The following is an 18,767-nucleotide window of genomic DNA, read 5'->3' on the forward strand; positions in this document are numbered from 1 at the left end:
GGCTTGATCGGCGCGGAACCTATAGACCATGGTGCGGTGCGTCAAGGCTGGTTCGGCAGTATTTAAAGCACTGAAAACACTGAGCTATTTCCCTTCTCCCGCTTGCCGGGAGAAGGTGGCCCCCGAAGGGGGTCGGATGAGAGCGGCGCGGAAGGCGGATTGGACCGCGCCAGAACGCGGCCAGCCGTCGCAGGCCGGCGCTGCCCTCATCCGAGCCCTTCAGGCCCACCTTCTCCCGACGAGCGGGAGAAGGACTCCTAGGCGGCGCGGATCGCGGCCACCCGGCCGATGGAGGCCTCGGCCTCGGCCATGATGCGGCGCACGATCTCGCCGGCCGGCAGGACGTCGTGCACGCCGCCGGCGCTCTGGCCCATGGCGAAGCAGCTCTTGTCGGGGTCGAGGTTCTCGGTCTGGCCGCCGATGCCGCCCATGGCGTTGTTCTGGATCGAGATGCCGGCCTGGACCGGGAAGGGCTGGATGTCGCCCGGCCGCGATTCCCAGTCATCGACATAGGGGTTCTTGCGCACCCGCATCGGCTTGCCGCTGTAGCAGCGGGTGCGGACGGTGTCCTCGTCGACCGATTCGACGATGGTCTGGCGATAGAGCTCGCCAGCGTGGGCCTCGGTGGAGGCGATGAAGCGGGTGCCCATCCAGACCCCGACGGCGCCGAGCGCCAGCGAAGCCGCCAGCCCCCGGCCGTCGTAGAGACCGCCGGCCGCCACGACCGGCACCTTCACCGCCTCGACCGCCTGGGCGACCAGCGGCAGGGTGCCGACCAGGCCGGTGTGGCCGCCGCCCTCGCCGCCCTGGCAGATGACCGCGTCGCAGCCGGCCTGCTCGGCCTTCACCGCATGTTTGACCGCGCCGCAGACGACCATGACCTTGAGGCCGGCCTTCTTGAGCTTTTCCATGATCGGCATCGGCACGCCGAGGCCGGCGACGAAGGCCGAGGCGCCCTCCTCAATGATCACATCCACGCTGGCGGTCAGGCTGTCGGGGGTGGCGGCCAGCAGGTCGACGCCGAACGGGCGGTCGGTGAGCTTCCTGACGGCCCGCATCTGCTCGCGGATGAAGTCCGGCCCGCGCCCGGCCATGCCCAGCACGCCATAGCCGCCCGCATTGCTGACCGCCGCCGCCAGTTCGGCGTAGGAGACCCCGCCCATGCCGGCCAGCATGATCGGATGCTCGACGCCGAGCAGGTCGCAGAGTGGGGTGTGCAGGGTCATGGCGTTACTCCCGCGGGCCGTTCACCGCCCGTCGTGACGGGTATGAACCGCGCCTTACGCGGGGGTCGTCAAGCGCTTCCGAACCGCTCCACCGCCTCGCGGATGACGCGGCGGGTTTCCTCCCACTCGACGATGGCCAGCGCCTCTTCCAGCGGGAAGAACCGGGCGTCGGCGGCGTCGTCGCCGGCCACGGGTTCGCCGGCCAGCCAGCGGGCCGCGTAGTCGATCATGATGTAGTGGCGGGTGGTCATCACGCCGTCGACGACATCGATCAGGCCGAGGATCTTCGCCTCGACGCTGGTCTCCTCCCGAAGCTCGCGCAGGGCGCCGGCCTGCAGGGTCTCGCCCCACTCCAGCCGCCCGCCCGGCAGGCTCCACTGGCCCTGGCGGGGCGGGTTGCCACGCTTGATCAGCAGCACCTCGTCGCCACGCAGGCAGACGACGCCGACGGTGGCGACAGGCTTCTGCTCGCTCACCGGAAGGGCCTCTGCAGGTCGACGGTGGAGGCGGCGCCGATCTTGTCCAGGTTGGCGGCCAACCAGTCTTGCGCCGCGGCGCGGCCCCGCGCGCGCAGGTCGCTGAGGAAGGACCAGTCGGTGTTGAACTTGGAGGCCATGGTCAGGTCGTCGAGCCGTCCGTCAGCGGTGATGGCGTGGACCAGCATGCGCCGGTAGCGGCCCCGCGCATGGTCCTTCAGCAGGCCCTCGTCCAGCAGTTTCTGCACGAAGCCGATGGCCCGCAGTTCGGCGACCAGGGAGGCGTTGAAGGTGATCTCGTTGAGGCGGTCGAGGATCTCGGCCGGGCTCTTGGGCACGGCGGCGCGCTCGAACGGGTTGAGGCTGACGATCAGGATGTCGTCGGGGGTGTCGGCGTAGAACAGCGGCCATAGCGGCGGGTTGGCCAGGTAGCCGCCGTCCCAGTAGGGCTCGCCGTCGATCTCCACGGCCTGGAACAGCTGCGGCAGGCAGGCCGAGGCCATGATGTGGCGGGCGGTCAGCTCCTCGCGCTTGAAAACCTTCGATTCGCTGGTCTTCACCGCCGTCGCCGAGACGAACACCGGCAAGGTGGAGCGCTCGCGCACGGCCTTGAAGTTGACGCAGGCCTCGAGCGCGTCGTGCAGCGGGTTGAGGTTGAAGGGGTTGAAGTCGTAGGGGCTCAGCGAGCCGGCGACGCCCTGCATCCAGTTGAAGGCCGGGGTGTTGCGCAGCCAGTCGGGGTTGAAGGCGGCGCTCCAGACCCCAAGGTCGCCGAAGACGCTGCGGTTGCTGTTGCCGACGCCGCGCCAGAAGGCTTCCAGCTTGGCAATGGCGGCGGGCTTGCCGCCCTCGGCCAGGCCGTCGGCCATGACCACGGCGTTCATGGCCCCAGCCGAGGCTCCGGTGACCGCGCCAATCTGCAGGCTGTCCTCTTCGAGCAGCCGCTCGATGACGCCCCATTGAAAGGCGCCGTGCGACCCGCCGCCCTGCAGCGCCAGGCTGATCGGGCGGGGGCTCAACGGGTCAGCCCGCCGTCCAGCCGCCGTCGATGGAGAGGTGCGCCCCGTTGACCCCGGCCCCAGCGTCGCTGGCGAGATACAGCAGCATACCGTTCAGCTGGTCGAAGGTGATGAAGGCCTTGCTGGGCTGGGCGGCGAGGATGACGTCGCGGACGACGGCTTCCTCGGTCATGCCGCGGGCCTTGGCGGTGTCCTTGATCTGGCCGTCGACCAGCGGGGTGTGGACATAGCCCGGGCAGATGGCGTTGCAGGTGACGCCGGCCTCGGCGACCTCCAGGGCGACGGTCTTGGTCAGGCCCAGCACCCCGTGCTTGGCGGCGACGTAGGCGCCCTTGAACGGGCTGGCGACCAGGCCGTGGGCCGAGGCGATGTTGATGATCCGGCCGCGCTTCTGGGCCTTCATGATCGGCAGGGCGGCGCGGATGGCGTGGAAGTTGGAGGTCAGGTTGATGGCGATGATCTGGTCCCACTTATCCAGCGGGAACTGGTCGATCGGCGAGACGAACTGGATGCCGGCGTTGTTGACCAGGATGTCGAGGCGGCCAAATTCCTTGTGCGCATAGGCGACCATGTCGGCGATCTCGCCGCCCTTGGTCATGTCAGCGCCGTGGTAGAGGACGCGGACGCCGGTGCTCTTTTCGAGGTCGGCGCGGGTGGTCTCGATGGCAGCCGGATCACCCAGGCCATTGAGCACCACATCGACGCCGCTGCGGGCCAGGGCCTCGGCGATGGCGTGGCCGATGCCGCTGGTCGAGCCGGTGACGATCGCCGCCTGCCCCTTCAGCCCGTAGTCCATGAACGTGCTCCGACGCTTTTCTCATTATTGTGCGGCGCAACATAATCCTTCGCGCCGCATCATACGAGTGTCTATAATTCATCACCGGGTGAATTACGAGCGGCGGCGCGGAGCTGGGCGGCCGGGAGCGGCTGGGGTCGGGCGAAGACCCAGTCGCTGTCGGTGGAGAGGGAGGCCTTGAAACCGTAGCCGGCGGTGTCGAAGGCCTTCAGGTCGGCGGCCTGTTCGATGCGCTGGTCGATGGCGAAGCGGGCCATCAGGCCGCGCGCCTGTTTGGCGAAGAAGCTGATCTGGCGGGTCTCGCCGTCCTTCTCCTCAAGGAAGCGGCAGGTGACGACCGGCAGCTTGAGGGCGGCGGCGTCGACGGCCCCGAAATACTCCTGGCTGGCCAGGTTGATCAGGGTCGGGTCGGCGTGACCCTTGGCGTCCGCGTTGAGCTGGCGCGCGACCTTGTCGCCCCAGAAGTCGTAGAGGTTGGACCCGCGTTTGGTCTTCAGCCGCGTGCCCATCTCCAGCCGGTGGGGCTCGATGGCGTCGGCCGGCCGCAGCAGGCCGTAGAGGCCCGACAGGATGCGCAGGCGCTCCTGGGCCCAGGCGAAGGCGGCCTTGTCGAGGGTGCGGGCCGAGAGGCCGGTGTAGACGTCGCCGTTGAAGGCGACGGCGGCCTGCAGGCCGTTCTCGCCATGCGGATCGAGGGCCTGGAAACGGGTGTGGTTGAGACTGGCCAGCGCGTCCGACAGGTGCATCAGCCGCTTCAGCTGGCGGGCGCTCTGGCCCTTGGCGACCTTGGCCAGCTCGACCGTGTCGACCTTCAGCCGCGGCTCGGTGAGCGGCAACGGCTTTGGCGGCGCGGTGAAGTCCAGCGCCTTGGCGGGAGAGATGACCATCAGCATGGCGCGGCAGATAGGCCGGGGCGGCGCGGAAGGCCAGAGCTAGAAGAGAACTCTGGGGTTCATGATCCGCTTCGGGTCGAGCGATGCGCGAATGGCGCGCAGGGCCTCGACCTCGACCGGGCTCTTGTAGCGCAGGGCGTCGGCGGTCTTGGCGGCGCCCAGGCCGTGTTCGGCGCTGATCGAGCCGTCCAGCTCGGCGACCAGGTCGTGCACCCGGCGCGAGCCCTCGTCGCGCAGGGCGTTGTGGGCCTCGTCGGTGTCGTCCGTCCGCCGCAGCACGTCGTAGTGGACATTGCCGTCGCCGACATGGCCGAAGGCGACGACGCGGACGCCGGGGCGGAAGGCCTCGACCAGGGCGGTGGCCCGCTCGATGAACTCGGCCATCTTGGAGACCGGCACCGAGACGTCATGCTTCCAGGCGGCGCCCTCGACCTTCTGGCCGCCGGACTGGTTTTCGCGCAGGGCCCAGAAGGCGCGGGCCTGGCTCTCGGTCTGGGCGATGGCGGCGTCGGCGATCAGGCCGTCCTCCAAGGCGTAGGCCAACAGCCGTTCAAGCGCCGCCTCGGCGACGCCGGACTCGCCGCTGGTGGTCTCGACCAGGACGTACCAGGGATGCACTCCCTCCAGCGGCTCGCGTAGGCCGGGGATGTTCTTGATTGCATAGCCAACGCCCGCCCGGCCCATCAGCTCGAAGGCCTCGACGGCGCCGCCGGTCTCCTCTTTCGCACGCGCGAGAAGGGTGATGGCGTCGCGGGCGCTCTTGAGGGCGCAGATGGCGGTGGAGGTCGAGACCGGTTGCGGGAACAGCTTGAGGCTGGCGGCGGTGACGACACCCAGCGTGCCCTCCCCGCCGATCAGCAGCTGCTTCAAGTCATAGCCGGTGTTGTCCTTGCGCAGGCGTTTCAGGCCGTTCCAGATTTCGCCGTTGGGCAGCACCGCCTCCAGGCCGAGCACCAGGTTTCGGGTGGTGCCGAAGCGCAGCACCTGGGTGCCGCCGGCGTTGGTCGAGACCACGCCACCGACCGTGGCCGAACCTTCCGAGGCCAGGCCAAGCGGGAAGCGGCGGCGGATGCCGGCGGCCGCCTCATGCACGGCCGCCAGGGTGACGCCGGCCTCGGCGACGATGACGTCGTCGAAGGCGTCGATGTCGCGGATGGCGTTCAGCCGCTCGGTGGAGAGCAGAATCTCGCCCTGCGGAATCTGGCCCGAGACCAGGCCGGTGTTGCCCCCCTGCGGGGTGATAGCGACGCCGGCCTCGGTGCAGAGGCCGACCACTGCCGAGACCTCGGCGGTGCTGCGCGGCAGGGCCAACAGCGGCGTCGTCCCCTGCCAGCGGCCGCGCCACTCGATCAGCTTGGGGGCGATGCGGTCGGCATCGGTGCTCCAGCCGCCCTCGCCGAGCACGGCTTTGAGGCGGGAGATGACGTCGGCGGGAACGGGGATGGTCATGGCGGGGGGAGGATACGCTTCCCACTCCCGCCACACCAGTATATACTCCGAATATATATTGGAGATCGACGTGGGCATTCTTCTTAAGAACGCAGAGGCCGAGCAGATGGCCCGAGAGTTGGCCGAACTTCGCGGCAGCACGCTCACCGATGCCATCAAGGGCGCGCTCAAAAAGGCGCTCGCGGAAGAAAAGGCGCGGACACCGAGGACCTTGGAGACGATGATCGCCGCCACCGAGCGGTTCCGGAAGGCAGCTGGAATCACCAAGGACACGCCGCCAATCACCAAGGCCGATTTCGACGCTCTGTACGACTATCTGGACGAGGAAATCGATGGTCGTGGTCGATAGCTCGGCTCTAGTTGCAATCGCCCGCCAGGAGGAGGACTGGCTTTCGTTTTTGGACGAGCTGACGAAGGCTGTTGGCCGCAGTTGGCTCGCAGAAGGAACCTACCTCGAAGTCGGCATCGTCCTGATCCAGCAGGGTATCTTCCCGGACAAACCGGAGTTTGATGCCTGGCTCTCCGAGCTCGGCGTCCATATCGATGCGACCACGCCAATTGCTAGTGCGGCGCTAGACGCCTTCATGCGCTTCGGTAAGGGCCGCCATTCGGCCCGACTGAACTTCGGCGATTGTTTCTCCTACGCTCTCGCCAAGACCCTCGGCGCGCCATTGTTGTTTAAGGGCAACGACTTCTCACAGACCGACATCCGGCCCGCCCTTCAGCCGACGTAGCCGGCTGCCCGCTTCAGCCGATCATTGATCGCCTCTCCGAGCCCCTCGTCCGGGATCGGGGCAACGGCGATCGCCGTCGGTCTTGTCCGATCGGCCGCCCGCAGCATGGCGAACAGCTTGGCCGCCGCCTCCGCCAGATCCCCCGTCGGGCTGAGGTTGAAGGGGCTGTCGGAGGGGCCGAAGGCGAGGAAGGCTTCGCCGGCCCGCGGCCCCTCGGCGTTGATCCGCACGGGGGCGTCGGGGGCGTAGTGCAGGGCCATCCGGCCGGGCGAGCGCCTGGCGTCGGCCCCGGCTTCGGCGAGCGGACCGATCAGGGCCTCGATCTGGGCGCGGGTGACGCTGCCCGGACGCAGCAGCCGGGGCCGGCCGTCGAGGACGGCGACGACCGTCGATTCCAACCCGACCCGGCAGGGACCACCGTCGAGGCCGGCCGCGGTCTTGTCGCCGGTTTCCTCGCGGGCGTCGGCGTAGGTGGTCGGGCTGGGCCGGCCCGAGCGGTTGGCGCTGGGGGCGACAACCGGGCGGCCGAAGCGGGCCAGCAGGGCGCGGGCGACGGGGTGGCCGGGGACGCGCACGGCCACCGTGTCGAGGCCGGCGCGGGCAAGGTCGCAGACGGCCTCGGCATCGGCCAATGGGGCGACCAGGGTCAGGGGGCCGGGCCAGAAGACCTCGGCCAGCTTGAGGGCGCGGTCGTCGAGGTGGGCGATGCGGCGGGCGGCGGCGAGGTCGGCGACGTGGGCGATCAGCGGGTTGAAACGCGGCCGGCCTTTGGCCTCGAACACCCGGGCCACGGCCAACGGGTCACGGGCGTCGGCGGCCAAGCCGTAGACGGTCTCGGTCGGGAAGGTGACGAGGCCGCCCGCTTCCAGTGCGCGCGCCGCAGCCTCTATCGCTTCGCCGCCACCGTGAGGATCACCGTCACCGGGTTGGGAATGACGTCGGTCTTTTTCCACTCGTTCTGTCCAACCCCGAAGGCGAGGCGATTGACCGTCACCCGCGCGGTCATCTTCGCCTGATTGCCGGTGATGACGAGGGTGAAGGGCAGGGTCAACGGTTTCGTCTGCCCGCGCAGGGTCAGGGTCCCGGTGGCCTGGTATTTGCCGCCGCCCAGGGCCTTGAAGCCGGTGGTGCGGTAGGTGGCCTTGGGGAAGGCCTTGGCCGAGAACCAGTTGGGCTCCTTCAGGGCGGCGTCGCGGTCCTTGTCGCCCGACCAGGCGCTGGCGGTGTCGATGCTGACCACGGCGCTGGAGCCGGCCAGGTTATTGGGGTCGAAGCGGATCTGGGCGTCCCAACGGGCAAAGCCGCCGTTGAACGCCTGGCCGCCGAAGCTCGAGGCAAAAGCGATCTTCGAGGCGGCCTTGTCGACCGTCCAGGCTGCCGCCGGAGCAGCGGCGGCCGGCAGGGCGGTCAGGAACAGCAGGGCGAGAGCAGCGAGGATGCGGCGCATCAGCGGGGAGCCTTCAGGGAGGGGATCATGCGGCCCAGCTCGTTGTCCCTGTCGAGGAACTGGTGCTTGAGCGCGCCGAGCAGGTGCAGCGGGATGAGGGCGTAGACCAGGACCTTGGCCAGCAGGTGGTGGACCTCTTCCCAGGTCTCATGCGCCGTCTTCATCTCGGCCGGCGGCAGGCTGGACAGCGGACCGATGGCCGGCCAGTGGAACAGGCCGTACATGTCGATCGGATAGACCTTGATCAGCGGGCTGGCCGAGGACAGGGCCCAGCCGGTCAGCGGCAGGGCGATCATCAGGACATAGAAGCCCCAGTGAACGGCATGGGCCAGCCAGCGCTCCCATTGCTTCAAGTGGGGATTGAACGGTGGCGGCCTGTTGCTCAGCCGCCAGGCGAGCCGGCCGAGGCTGAGGATCAGCACGGTGATCCCGAAGGTCTTGTGCCAGGCCATCAGGCCGGCGGCCTCCTGGCGCGGCAGCTCGTTGGCCGTCCAGGCCAGGGCGACGTTGCTGATGATCAGGGCGGCGATGACCCAGTGGAAGGTCATGGCCACCGCCGAATAGCGGCTTCTCGGAGTGGTCATTGGCGCGTGAACTCCACCTCGATGATCAGTTCGATGTCGTCGGCGGCGAACATGCTCATGCTGTCCGAGCCGAAGTCTGAACGCTTGAACGCGCCGGTCGCGGAAAAGCCCGCCCGCGCGCCCAGCAGCCCGGACTCATAACCGCGGAAGATGACGTCCAGGGTGACGGGCCGGGTCACGCCGTGGAAGGTCAGGTCGCCCGTCACCCTGCCCCGGTCGCCGTCGCGGACGATGGCGGTGGAGACGAAGGTCGCCTTGGGGCTCTTCTTCGCATCGAGGAAATCCTCGGCGAAGTCCTTGCTGATCTTGGGATCGCCGACGTCGAGCGAGGTCATGTCGATGCTCACCGACAGCCTGGCGGCCTCGGGCGTCTTGGGGTCCCAGTCGTAGCGGGCGTCGAAGCGGTTGAACCGCATCGTGTAGCTGGTCAGGCCCATGTGGCGCACGCGAGCCAGCAGCGAGGCGTGGGTCTTTTCGAGGACGTAGGTCCCGGCCGGCATCTTGGCCGGGTCGGTGGCGGGCGCTGCCAGCGCCGGTCCGGTCATGAGGCAGGCCGCCAGCAGGGCGACGGCGAGAGTACGGATCATGCGGCGTCGCCTCAACTGTATCTGCATTCGTTACGGAACATAGGCATCCTCCACGGCGATGAAAGACCCATCCGGCCCTTTGTTCCAGAGGACGGGCGGTCTAGGTAGTCGCCGACAGCTCCAGGACATTTGCATGACCTACACCCCGCCGCTCCGCGACATCGCCCTGGCCATGAAGGCCGCCGGCTTCGACGACCTGATCGAGGACTTCCCGGAAGCCGACCCGGCGACCGTCGAGGCCGTGCTGGACGGCGCCGGGGCCTTCGCCGCCGACATCATCGCGCCGCTGAACCGGCCGGGCGACCTGGCTGGCGCCACCTACGCCAACGGCAAGGTCACCGCCGCGCCGGGCTATGCCGACGCCCTGCGCCAGTTCGCCGAGGGCGGCTGGAACAGCCTGTCGGCCGAGCCGCGCTACGGCGGCCAGGGATTGCCCAAAGCGCTGGAGATCGCCGTCTTCGAGATGTTCAACTCGGCCAGCCTGGCCTTCGGCCTCTGCCCGATCCTCACCCAGGGGGCCATCGAGGCCCTGGCCGCCCACGGCACCACCGAACAGAAGGCCAAGTACCTGCCCCGCCTGGTCAGCGGCGAATGGACCGGCACCATGAACCTGACCGAGCCGCAGGCCGGTTCGGACCTCGCCGCCCTGACCACCAAGGCCGAGCCCGATGGCGAGGGCGGCTGGCGGCTGACCGGCCAGAAGATCTTCATCACCTGGGGCGACCACGACGCCGCCGACAACATCGTCCACCTGGTGCTGGCCCGCACGCCGAACGCCCCGGCCGGGGTGAAGGGCATCTCGCTGTTCGTCGCCCCCAAACGCATCCTGACCGCCGAGGGCAAGGCCGGGGCGCCCAACGACCTTCGGCCGGCCGGCCTGGAGCATAAGCTGGGCATCCACGCCTCACCGACCTGTGTCATGGCCTTCGAGGGGGCGAGGGCCGAGCTGGTCGGCGTCGAGGGCCAGGGGCTGGCCCATATGTTCACGATGATGAACGCCGCCCGGCTGCAGGTCGGGACGCAGGGCGTGGCCATCGCCGAGCGCGCCTATCAGCAGGCCTTCGAATTCGCCAAGGAACGCCGCCAGGGCCGGTCGGCCTGGACGGGCGAGAACCCGGCTCCGCTCTGGGACCTGCCGGACGTGCGCCGCACCCTGATGCTGATCAAGGCCAAGACCGTGGCGGCGCGAGGCGTCTGCCTGGCCACGGCGGTGGCCGCCGACCAGGCGCATCGCGGTTCGGAGGCGGCGCGGTTGCGCGAGGAGCTGCTGACCCCCATCGCCAAGGGATGGTCGACCGACGTCGGCCTCTGGGCGGCGTCCGAAGCGCTGCAGGTGCACGGCGGCATGGGCTTCATCGAGGAGACCGGCGCGGCCCAGCACTACCGCGACTGCCGCATCCTCCCGATCTACGAGGGCACCAACGGCATCCAGGCCATCGACCTCATCGGCCGCAAGCTGTCGATGGAGGGTGGGGCGGCGATGACGGCCCTGATCGCCGACATCCGGGTGACGGCGCGGTCGCTGAAGGGCGACCTGGGCGGCGTCGGCGACCGGCTGGAGGCGGCCGTCGAGGCCATGGCGGCCGGGGCCGACTGGCTGGGCGCGCGCAAGGGCGCGGCGGACGCGCTGGCGGGGGCGACGGCCTATCTGAAACTGTGCGGCGAGACGGTCGGCGGCTGGATGCTGGCCCGGCAGGCGCAGCATGAGGGTCGGATGACGCCGCTGGCGACGCTGTACGCCGGCCAGGTGCTCAGCACGGTGCCGGGGCAGCTGGCGGCGGTGACCCAGGGGGCCGATCCGCTGGAGGCGTTTGAGGGGTAACTCAGCCCTCCCTCCCCTTTATGGGGAGGGACAGATCGCGCAGCGATCAGGGTGGGGTACGAAAATCATAGGGCGCCAACCTTCAGGGATTGGCGCGCTCCATCCGACTGCCCCACCCGGCGCTTCGCGCCACCCTCCCCATAAAGGGGAGGGAGCGCGCGACACCTGTACTACCCCAGCTGCGGCAGCATGTACTCCGCCGCGCTGACCTTGAACTCACCGCCCTGTTCGACATTCAGGCTTTCGACGACGCCATCCTTGACGACCATCGAGTAGCGCTGGCTGCGCGTGCCCATGCCGAACTTGCTGCCGTCCATCTCCAGGCCGATGGCGCGGGTGAAGTCGCCGTTGCCGTCGGCCAGCATGACGATGTCGTCGCCGACGCCCTGGTCGGCGCCCCAGGCCTTCATCACGAAGACGTCGTTGACCGACAGGCAGGCGATGGTGTCGACGCCCTTGGCGCGGAACTCGGCGGCGTGCTCCTTGAAGCCGGGCACATGCTTGGCCGAGCAGGTCGGGGTGAAGGCGCCGGGGACGGCGAAGAAGGCGACGGTCTTGCCGGCGAACAGCTCGTCGGTGGTGATCGGGCGCGGGCCCTCGGGGCCGCTGGTCATGAAGGTGGCGTCCGGAACCTTGTCGCCGACTTTGATGGTCATCTGATCTCTCCCTTGCCCGTCGCGGGCGTCAGGACAGGCAAATAGAGGGGCCACGGCCGCTCGCCAAGCGGTGTGACTTGAAACGGTCGTGAAGCGCGCCGATGTTGAGGCCCATGGCCAACGACCAAGACATGGAATTTCTCGCCGGCCGGCTGCTGATCGCCATGCCGGGCATCGATGACGAGCGGTTCGAGCGGGCCGTCATCTACGTCTGCGCCCACGATGACCAGCACGCCATGGGCATCACCCTCAACCGTCCGGTCGACGGGCTGAAGATGCCCGACCTGCTGACCAAGCTCGGGGTTACCGTCACCGACAACCACCGCGACGACATCGTCCTGATGGGCGGGCCGGTCGAGCGCGAGCGCGGCTTCGTGCTGCACACCGACGACTACAAAAGCCCGGCCGGCACGCTGCCGGTGGCGCAGGGCGTCGCCCTGACCACCAGCCGCGAGGTGCTGGCCGCCCTGGCCGCCGACGGGCCGCCGCGCAAGGCCGTGCTGGCCCTCGGCTACGCCGGCTGGGGCGCGGGCCAGCTGGAGCAGGAGATGCGCCAGAACGTCTGGCTGGTGGGCGATCCCGACAGCACCCTGATCTTTGGCGACGACCATGAGCACAAATGGTCGGCGGCCCTGGCCAAGCTGGGCATCAGCGCCGACCACCTCTCGGGCGAGGCGGGTCGGGCTTAAATGTTCCTCCCCCTCTCGGGGGAGGTGGCGGCGGCGAAGCCGCTGACGGAGGGGGTCACCGCTCAGGTTGGCGGGTAAACCTCTCGAAGCTGAACCGCCGGTGGGGACCCCCTCCACCACGCGCTGCGCGCGCGGTCCCCCTCCCCCCGAAAGGGGGAGGAACTGGGTCACCCCTGCCGCCGGACCGGGGCCACGCCGTCGACGTAGCTTTCGTTGAGGTAGACCTCGGCCTCCTGCGGCGACAGCGGCGGGGCGTAGCCGAAGCCCTGGCCGTAGTCGCAGCCCAGCTCCAGCAGCCGGCCAGCCATCAGGGCGTTCTCCACCCCCTCGGCGACGACCTCGAGGTTGAGGTCCTGGCCGAGCTTGACCACCGACTGGACGATCTTGGCCGAGCCCGGGTTGGCCCCCATGGTGCGGACGAAGTAGCGGTCGATCTTCAGGGTGTCGAACGGCAGGCGCGTCAGGTAGCTGAGCGAGGAGAAGCCGGTGCCGAAGTCGTCGAGCGCCAGGCCGGCGCCGACGTCGCGCAGGGCTTTCAGCACCACGGCGGCGCCTTCCGGGTCGCGCATGATGTCGCTCTCGGTGATCTCCAGCTTCAGCGCGCCCTTGCGCAGCCGGTACTTGGCGATCAGGCCGCCGACATCCTCGACCAGGCCCTCGCGATGGATCTCGCCGGTCGACAGGTTGACGCTGCAGGTCAGCTGCCAGGCCGGCGGGTGCTTGGCCTGCCACTCGGAAAGCTGGCGGGCCGAGGCGCGGATCATCCGCTCGCCGATCTCCTCCATCAGGCCCATCTCTTCGGCCAGCGGCAGGAACTCGTCCGGCGGCAACAGGCCCCGGCGCGGGTGGCGCCAGCGGCAGAGGGCCTCGAAGCCCGACAGCTCGCCGCTCGACAGCCGCACGATGGGCTGGAAGAAGGGGCCGATCTCGCCGCGCCCGACGGCGCCGCGCAGATCGCCCTCCAGCGCCAGGCGCGACAGGCCGTCGCTCTCCATGCCCGAGCCATAGGCCGCGCCGCCGCCGCGCCCGGCGGCCTTGGCGGCCTCGACGGCCAGCTCGGCCCGGCGCAGCAGTTCGGCCGCGTCAGGGGCCTCGTCGCCGCCCTGGGCCTCGACGGCGCCGACGGCAAGCGTGGGATGGATGTCGAAACCGGCGACCCGCAGCGGCCGCTCCAGCGCCTCGCGCAGGCGGGAGCCGGCCGGGATCAGGCCGGGGGCCAGGACGGCGAACTCATCCTCGCCGACCCGGGCCATCAGGGATTCGGGCGGGAAGGCGGCGGCCAGCCGGGCGCCGAGGGCGGCCAGCACCAGGTCGGCGCGTTCGTGGCCCAGCGCCTCGTTGAGGCGGCGCAGGCGGTCGAGGTCGGCGACGACCAGGGTGAAGGGCTGGTGGGTCTGCAGCCGCTCGCGGGCCCGGGCGACGAAACTGCGCCGGTCGAGGAGGCCGGTTAGCGGGTCGGTCTCGGAGGCGGCGAAGGCGGTCTCGGGGGCGACGACGCCGGCCGCCCGGTTGCCTTCCTCCAGCCAGACCCCACGCCAGACGCCGATCTCGCCGCCGCGCATGCGCAGCCGCAGGGCGATCTCGCTATAGGGCGGCTGTTCGCGCAGCAGTTCCTCGGCCAGCGGGCGGTCCTGCGGCAGGACCAGGGCGCGCAGGGCGGCGGAACTGCATTCGGGGGCCAGGGGACCCAGGCCCAGGGCGCGGGAGGCGCCGCTGAATTTCAGGCGGTCTTCGGTCGGCGACCAGGTCCATAGGGCGACCCCCGCGGCGCTCAGCGCCTCGAGTGTGAGCGCGGTGTCCCACCCCTTGCGGTCGTTTCCCAGCGCCATGCGGCGCGCCCCTCACTGCGTGGGCCATCCGCCCACTTTGAGGCTTACGATGCTTCGGGCCGGCTTGGATACCGGTTTCCCGAGGGCGTCGTTCGCCTGAAAATCAATCTGGACAAGCTTGCTCCCGCTCCCGCGAAATCAACCCGAACAGGCGATGGTCTCGCCACTCGCCGTTAATTTTCAGATAAGCCCGCGCAAAGCCCTCCTCGGTAAAGCCCGCCTTGAGCAGCAGGGCGGCGCTGCCGCCGTTGCTCGGCAGGCAGGCGGCTTCCAGCCGCGAGAGGCCCAGGGTGCGGAAGGCGAAGCGGCTGACGGTCCTCACGGCGGTCAGGGTATGACCGCGCCGGACGGTGTGGACGCCGCTCCAATAGCCGACCGTTCCAACCTGCGCGACACCCCGTCGGACGTTGCTGAGGGTGATGCCGCCGGTCAGGGCGCCGGTCTCGTTGGAGAAGACGAAGAAGGGGTAGGTGATCCCCTGTTCGAGGTCGCGGCGCCAGGCGTCGAGCCGGCGGCGATAGGCGGAGCGGGTCAGGTCGTCCCGGGCCCAGGTCGGTTCCCAGGGCTGCAGGAACTCGCGGCTGGCGGCCCGGACGGCGGCCCATTCGGCATAGTCGCTGGCCTTCGGCGGGCGCAGCCGAACGGTTCCGCCGTCGAGGCGGAAGGCGGAGTCCAGACCGGTCCAGTCGATGAGGGCCATGGGCCTAAGGTTTCGCTCTGAAGGGCGCTGCGTCAACCTCCCTCCCCGAATGGGGAGGGCAGGCCGAAGGCCGGGTGGGGCAGTGGGTCACCACATCCCGACCGCCCCGGACCGACTGCCCCACCCGGCGCGCAACGCGCGCCTACCCTCCCCATTCGGGGAGGGAGGTTAGCCGGCCTTCAACGCCGTCTCGAAGGCCTCGACCGCGCCAAGCGAGGTCTTCGAACCCAGCACCGACCCGGCCACCAGCCCCGGCTCCAAAAACCGCGCCCCAACCCGCGCAATATCCGCCGCCGTGACCGCGTCGATCGCCTCGGCAATCTCGCCCGCCGCGAACAGCTTGCCGAACAATAGCGCCTGCCCCGCCGAGGTCTCCGCCCGCGACAGCGGCTGTTCCCGAGCCATGAACAGGTGGGCCTTCAGCTGAGCCTTGGCGCGGGCTAGTTCGGCGTCGCCGACTGACGAGGCCAGGCCAAGCGTCTCGCGGGCGGCGACCTGGGCCAGCGGCCCGGCATCCTTGGCCGCGCAGCCGGCATAGACGCCCAGCACCCCGGCATCGGCGTAGGTGTCGCTCCAGGCGTCGATGGCGTAGGCGAGCCCGAGATTCTCGCGGGCCTCCTGGAACAGCCGCGAAGACATGCCGCCACCCAGCATCTCCACGAACAGCCGCAGGGCGAAATAGTCGTCGTCCTTGGCCCCGAAGGCCGGCAGCAGCAGGACCAGATGCGCCTGCTCCAGCCGCCGCAGCTTGGCGGCGCGACCGGGGGCGAACACCGGGGCGGCCGGCGGCGGCGCCCCCTGCCCGGCCGGCTGCGAGCCAAAGGCGGCTTCGGCGAGACGCAGCAGCTCGCCCTCGTCGACGGCGCCGGCGGCGCTGACGACCAGGCGGTCGGGGGCGTAGAGGGCGGCGCGCCAGGCGTCGATGGCGGCGACGTCGGCGGGCTTCAGGGATTTGGGCGTGCCGAGGATCGGGCGGCCGTGCGGCTGGTCCGGATAGGCGGCGGCCTGCGCCAGTTCGAAGACCAGGTCGTCGGGGGTGTCGGCGGCCTCGGCGATCTCCTGGGCGACGACGGACTTTTCCTTGGCCAGGTCGCCGGCGTCGAGGGTCGGGCGCAGGACCAGGTCAGCGAGGATCTCCATGCCGAGCGGCAGGCCGCCCTTGAGGGCCCGGATCTGGAAGCTGGTCCGCTCATAGCCGGTGGCGGCGTTGACCTGGCCGCCGGCGCTTTCGACCACCTCGACGATCTCGCGGGCCGACCGCGAACCGGCGCCCTTGAAGACCATGTGTTCCAGGAGGTGCGACCAGCCGGAACGATGCAGGTCCTCGGACGCGGCCCCGCGGCCGGCGACGACCGACAGGGCGAGAGTCTCAAGGCCCGGCATGGGGTCGCAGATGACCCGCACGCCGTTGGCGAGGGTGTGGATTCTCGGAGTGGTCACGCCCACATCCTCCCCCGTGAACGGGGGAGGATGAAAGGTCATCGCCCCGCGAAACTCCGCACATAGTCCATGACCGTCGCCGCATCGGCGGGCAGGCGGTCGAAGCGTTCGGGCTTGTCGGCCAGGTGGCGGTCGGCGCGCGGGAAGGTCGGGGTGACGCCGGTGGCGGCATGGACGGCTTCCGGGAACTTGGCCGGGTGGGCCGTGGACAGCACGATCAGCGGCACATCCTCGGCCGACAGGGTGGCGCGCCTGGCGACGCTGATGGCGACGGCGGTGTGCGGGTCGACCAGCCGGCCGGTCTCGTTGAGGGTGGCCAGCATGGCGCGGCTGGTGTCGGCCTCGCTGGTCGAGGCGCCGCCGAACAGCTCGCGCATCGTCGCCAGCGGACCCGGCGGGATGTCGATGACCCCGGTCTCGTTGAAGGCGCGGAAGGCGCGGCCGGTCTCCAGGCCGTCGCGGCGGACGGCCTCGAAATAGAGGCGCTCGAAGTTGGAGGCCACCTGGATGTCCATGGCCGGGCTCTGCGTCGCCGCGACGTTGCCGCGCGAATAGCGGCCGTCCTCGAAGGCGCGGGCCATGATGTCGTTGCTGTTGGTGGCGACCAGGATGCGCTCGACCGGCAGGCCCATCTTCACGGCCACGTAGGCGGCAAAGGCGTCGCCGAAGTTGCCGGTCGGGACGGCGAAGGCGACCTTGCGATGCGGCGCGCCCAGGGCGACGGCGGTGGTGAAGTAGTAGACGGCCTGGGCGGCGATACGGGCGAAGTTGATCGAGTTGACGGCCGACAGGTCGACGGCCTTGGCGAACTGGCCGTCGGCGAACATGGCCTTGAGGATGGCCTGGCAGTCGTCGAAACTGCCCTGCAGGGACAGGTTGGCGACATTCCTGTCCTCGACCGTGGTCATGAACCGGCGCTGCACCTCGCTGATGCGGCCCTCCGGGAACATGGCGACGATGCGGACATTGTTGCGGCCGCGGAAGGCCTCGACGGCGGCGCCGCCGGTGTCGCCCGAGGTGGCGCAGACGATGGTCAGGGTGCGGCCCTTGGCGCCCAGGATATGGTCGTACAGCCGCGACAGCAGCTGCATGGCGACGTCCTTGAAGGCCAGCGTCGGACCATGGAACAGCTCGGCCAGGAACAGGTTGGGGCCGAGCTGCGTCACCGGACAGGTGGCGGCGTGGGCGAAGGTCCCGTAGGCCTCGGCGCACATCTCTTCCAGAACCTCGGCGGCGATCTCTCCGTCGGCGAACTTGCCGATCACGGCGGCGGCCACCTTGGCATAGGGCTGGCCGGCGAAGGCGGCGATCTCGTCTGGCGTGAAGGTCGGCCAGGTCTCGGGCACATAGAGGCCGCCGTCCGGCGCCAGGCCGGCCAGGACCGCGTCGAGGAAGCCGATCGGCTGGGCGGCGGAATCGCCCGCCCGCGTGGAGACGTATTTCATCGTGCCTTGAACCTGCGCCAGAGCATGGCGGCGTAGATGGCCAGAAGCGCGCCCGCAAGGCCGAACCAGGTCAGGGCGTACTCGAGATGGCGGTTGGGAATGTCGGGTGGGGTCGGGGCGGGGCGCAGGCCGGAGGGCTGCGGCGCTTCCGATTCCACGGCGATGTAGAAGTCGGCCGCCGGCGCCAGCGCCGTCCCAAGACGACGCAACACCGAGGTGTCCTTCCGGGGCGCATGAAAGCCGCCAGGAATTGCTGGTGGATAGCCTGTCGATGCCCAGGACTTCTCGACTGGCTCCGGAAGCCTGACGAAACCCACGGTAGAGACCGGGAACGGCGCGTCGATCTGTTGTGGTTCGAGAACACCGTCCTGCGCCGCCGCAAAGCCCCGGTCGAGGGCGACCGTCATGCCTGGATGATCAACGGGGCGGCAGGGCGAAAGCAGCCGCCAGGCGATCTTGCCGTCGTCCAGGGCATAGGTCAGGGCGTGCTGTTCTCGCTGCGGCGAGACACCGGGTTTGGGGGGCGGTTGATCCGATGCGCAGGTCAGGCGCACCCGTCGCCATTCCACCGGCTGACCGGCCGCCTGGAGGCGGATGATTTCATCGATGGAGACCGGCGCGGCGGTTCTCGCCGCCTCGATGCGGGCGAGAAGATCAGTCTTCCAGGCCAGTCTTTGCATCTGCCACGCGCCAAGCGCGATCAGGATGACCAGGCTGATCGCCACCGCGATGGTCAGGATGATGGGGAAGCGCTTCATGCGGCCCCCTCAAAGCTCGTGAGTTCGCCTCGGGTCTCCCTTCTCCCCTTGCGGGAGAAGGTGGCGCGAAGCGCCGGATGAGGGGTCGAAGACTCGTCAAGCTGGGCAGAGGCGGTTCGGCCGGGCGGTGTCGGAGGCCGGGGGGCCCCCTTGTGTGTCTGAAATCTGCGAAGTTCGCGGTTGCCGCTGGACGGGTCATGACCCGTCCAGCGGCGGT

General features: G+C 69.6%; 20 protein-coding genes. 4 read left to right on the plus strand and 16 right to left on the minus strand.

Going from position 1 to position 18,767, the window contains the following annotated elements; translation table 11 throughout:
• Positions 1–257 precede the first annotated feature (257 nt).
• The 6 genes from AC1RSK_RS20150 to AC1RSK_RS20175 form a co-directional block, all read right to left on the minus strand.
• Positions 258–1,226: an NAD(P)H-dependent flavin oxidoreductase gene (locus AC1RSK_RS20150; protein ID WP_492909473.1), complete on the minus strand. Its 969-nt coding sequence runs from the start codon at positions 1,224–1,226 to the stop codon at positions 258–260.
• A 68-nt stretch (positions 1,227–1,294) separates the two neighbouring features.
• Positions 1,295–1,702 (minus strand): NUDIX hydrolase, encoded by a 408-nt coding sequence (locus AC1RSK_RS20155; RefSeq protein ID WP_492909474.1) that lies wholly within the window; start codon positions 1,700–1,702, stop codon positions 1,295–1,297.
• Positions 1,699–2,721, minus strand: coding sequence for a patatin-like phospholipase family protein (locus AC1RSK_RS20160; protein WP_492909475.1), 1,023 nt, complete (start codon positions 2,719–2,721; stop codon positions 1,699–1,701). The genes AC1RSK_RS20155 and AC1RSK_RS20160 overlap by 4 nt, the downstream gene beginning before the upstream one ends.
• A gap of 4 nt (positions 2,722–2,725) precedes the next feature.
• Positions 2,726–3,517, minus strand: a complete 792-nt coding sequence (locus tag AC1RSK_RS20165) for a 3-hydroxybutyrate dehydrogenase (protein ID WP_492909476.1) — start codon at positions 3,515–3,517, stop codon at positions 2,726–2,728.
• A gap of 71 nt (positions 3,518–3,588) precedes the next feature.
• Positions 3,589–4,410: a peroxide stress protein YaaA gene (yaaA, locus tag AC1RSK_RS20170; RefSeq protein ID WP_492909477.1), complete on the minus strand. Its 822-nt coding sequence runs from the start codon at positions 4,408–4,410 to the stop codon at positions 3,589–3,591.
• 39 nt (positions 4,411–4,449) lie between these two features.
• Complete coding sequence (locus AC1RSK_RS20175) at positions 4,450–5,859, minus strand: FAD-binding oxidoreductase (RefSeq protein ID WP_492909478.1); 1,410 nt, start codon at positions 5,857–5,859, stop codon at positions 4,450–4,452.
• Between the two features lie 70 nt (positions 5,860–5,929).
• Between AC1RSK_RS20175 and AC1RSK_RS20180 the strand changes: the two genes are divergently transcribed.
• Both AC1RSK_RS20180 and AC1RSK_RS20185 read left to right on the plus strand, forming a co-directional pair.
• Positions 5,930–6,208, plus strand: a complete 279-nt coding sequence (locus AC1RSK_RS20180; protein WP_492909479.1) for a type II toxin-antitoxin system VapB family antitoxin — start codon at positions 5,930–5,932, stop codon at positions 6,206–6,208.
• Entirely contained in the window at positions 6,192–6,593 is a 402-nt protein-coding gene (locus AC1RSK_RS20185; protein WP_492909480.1) for a type II toxin-antitoxin system VapC family toxin, read from the plus strand. Before AC1RSK_RS20180 ends, AC1RSK_RS20185 begins: the two co-directional genes overlap by 17 nt.
• Here AC1RSK_RS20185 and AC1RSK_RS20190 read toward each other — a convergent pair.
• The 4 genes from AC1RSK_RS20190 to AC1RSK_RS20205 are packed head-to-tail and all read right to left on the minus strand — an operon-like array spanning position 6,581 to position 9,211.
• Positions 6,581–7,483: an L-threonylcarbamoyladenylate synthase gene (locus AC1RSK_RS20190; protein WP_492909491.1), complete on the minus strand. Its 903-nt coding sequence runs from the start codon at positions 7,481–7,483 to the stop codon at positions 6,581–6,583. The genes AC1RSK_RS20185 and AC1RSK_RS20190 overlap by 13 nt on opposite strands.
• On the minus strand, positions 7,480–8,040 hold the full coding sequence (locus AC1RSK_RS20195) for a YceI family protein (protein ID WP_492909481.1): 561 nt from the start codon (positions 8,038–8,040) through the stop codon (positions 7,480–7,482). Before AC1RSK_RS20195 ends, AC1RSK_RS20190 begins: the two co-directional genes overlap by 4 nt.
• A complete protein-coding gene (locus AC1RSK_RS20200) occupies positions 8,040–8,624 on the minus strand; it encodes a cytochrome b (protein ID WP_492909482.1) in 585 nt (194 codons plus the stop codon). The genes AC1RSK_RS20195 and AC1RSK_RS20200 overlap by 1 nt, the downstream gene beginning before the upstream one ends.
• The gene (locus AC1RSK_RS20205) at positions 8,621–9,211 is read right to left on the minus strand and encodes a YceI family protein (RefSeq protein ID WP_492909483.1); all 591 of its coding nucleotides are present in this window, start codon (positions 9,209–9,211) and stop codon (positions 8,621–8,623) included. The genes AC1RSK_RS20200 and AC1RSK_RS20205 overlap by 4 nt, the downstream gene beginning before the upstream one ends.
• A 133-nt stretch (positions 9,212–9,344) precedes the next feature.
• Between AC1RSK_RS20205 and AC1RSK_RS20210 the strand changes: the two genes are divergently transcribed.
• Entirely contained in the window at positions 9,345–11,033 is a 1,689-nt protein-coding gene (locus tag AC1RSK_RS20210) for an acyl-CoA dehydrogenase family protein (RefSeq protein ID WP_492909484.1), read from the plus strand.
• 170 nt (positions 11,034–11,203) lie between these two features.
• On the opposite strand, the gene AC1RSK_RS20215 is transcribed toward AC1RSK_RS20210, so the two are convergent.
• Positions 11,204–11,689, minus strand: coding sequence for a peroxiredoxin (locus AC1RSK_RS20215; RefSeq protein WP_492909485.1), 486 nt, complete (start codon positions 11,687–11,689; stop codon positions 11,204–11,206).
• Between the two features lie 104 nt (positions 11,690–11,793).
• Here AC1RSK_RS20215 and AC1RSK_RS20220 point away from each other — a divergent pair, with 104 nt between their 5' ends.
• Entirely contained in the window at positions 11,794–12,378 is a 585-nt protein-coding gene (locus AC1RSK_RS20220) for a YqgE/AlgH family protein (RefSeq protein ID WP_492909492.1), read from the plus strand.
• Between the two features lie 167 nt (positions 12,379–12,545).
• On the opposite strand, the gene AC1RSK_RS20225 is transcribed toward AC1RSK_RS20220, so the two are convergent.
• The 5 genes from AC1RSK_RS20225 to AC1RSK_RS20245 form a co-directional block, all read right to left on the minus strand.
• Entirely contained in the window at positions 12,546–14,207 is a 1,662-nt protein-coding gene (locus tag AC1RSK_RS20225) for a putative bifunctional diguanylate cyclase/phosphodiesterase (RefSeq protein WP_492909486.1), read from the minus strand.
• Positions 14,208–14,310: 103 nt separating this feature from the next.
• Positions 14,311–14,907 (minus strand): GNAT family N-acetyltransferase, encoded by a 597-nt coding sequence (locus tag AC1RSK_RS20230; protein WP_492909487.1) that lies wholly within the window; start codon positions 14,905–14,907, stop codon positions 14,311–14,313.
• A gap of 168 nt (positions 14,908–15,075) precedes the next feature.
• A complete protein-coding gene (locus tag AC1RSK_RS20235) occupies positions 15,076–16,290 on the minus strand; it encodes a M16 family metallopeptidase (RefSeq protein ID WP_492909493.1) in 1,215 nt (404 codons plus the stop codon).
• A 95-nt stretch (positions 16,291–16,385) separates the two neighbouring features.
• Positions 16,386–17,792, minus strand: a complete 1,407-nt coding sequence (gene thrC, locus AC1RSK_RS20240; RefSeq protein WP_492909488.1) for a threonine synthase — start codon at positions 17,790–17,792, stop codon at positions 16,386–16,388.
• On the minus strand, positions 17,789–18,550 hold the full coding sequence (locus tag AC1RSK_RS20245; protein ID WP_492909489.1) for an SURF1 family protein: 762 nt from the start codon (positions 18,548–18,550) through the stop codon (positions 17,789–17,791). Before AC1RSK_RS20245 ends, thrC begins: the two co-directional genes overlap by 4 nt.
• Positions 18,551–18,767 lie beyond the last annotated feature (217 nt).

The organism is Caulobacter sp. GW821-FHT11A05, assembly GCF_058809015.1.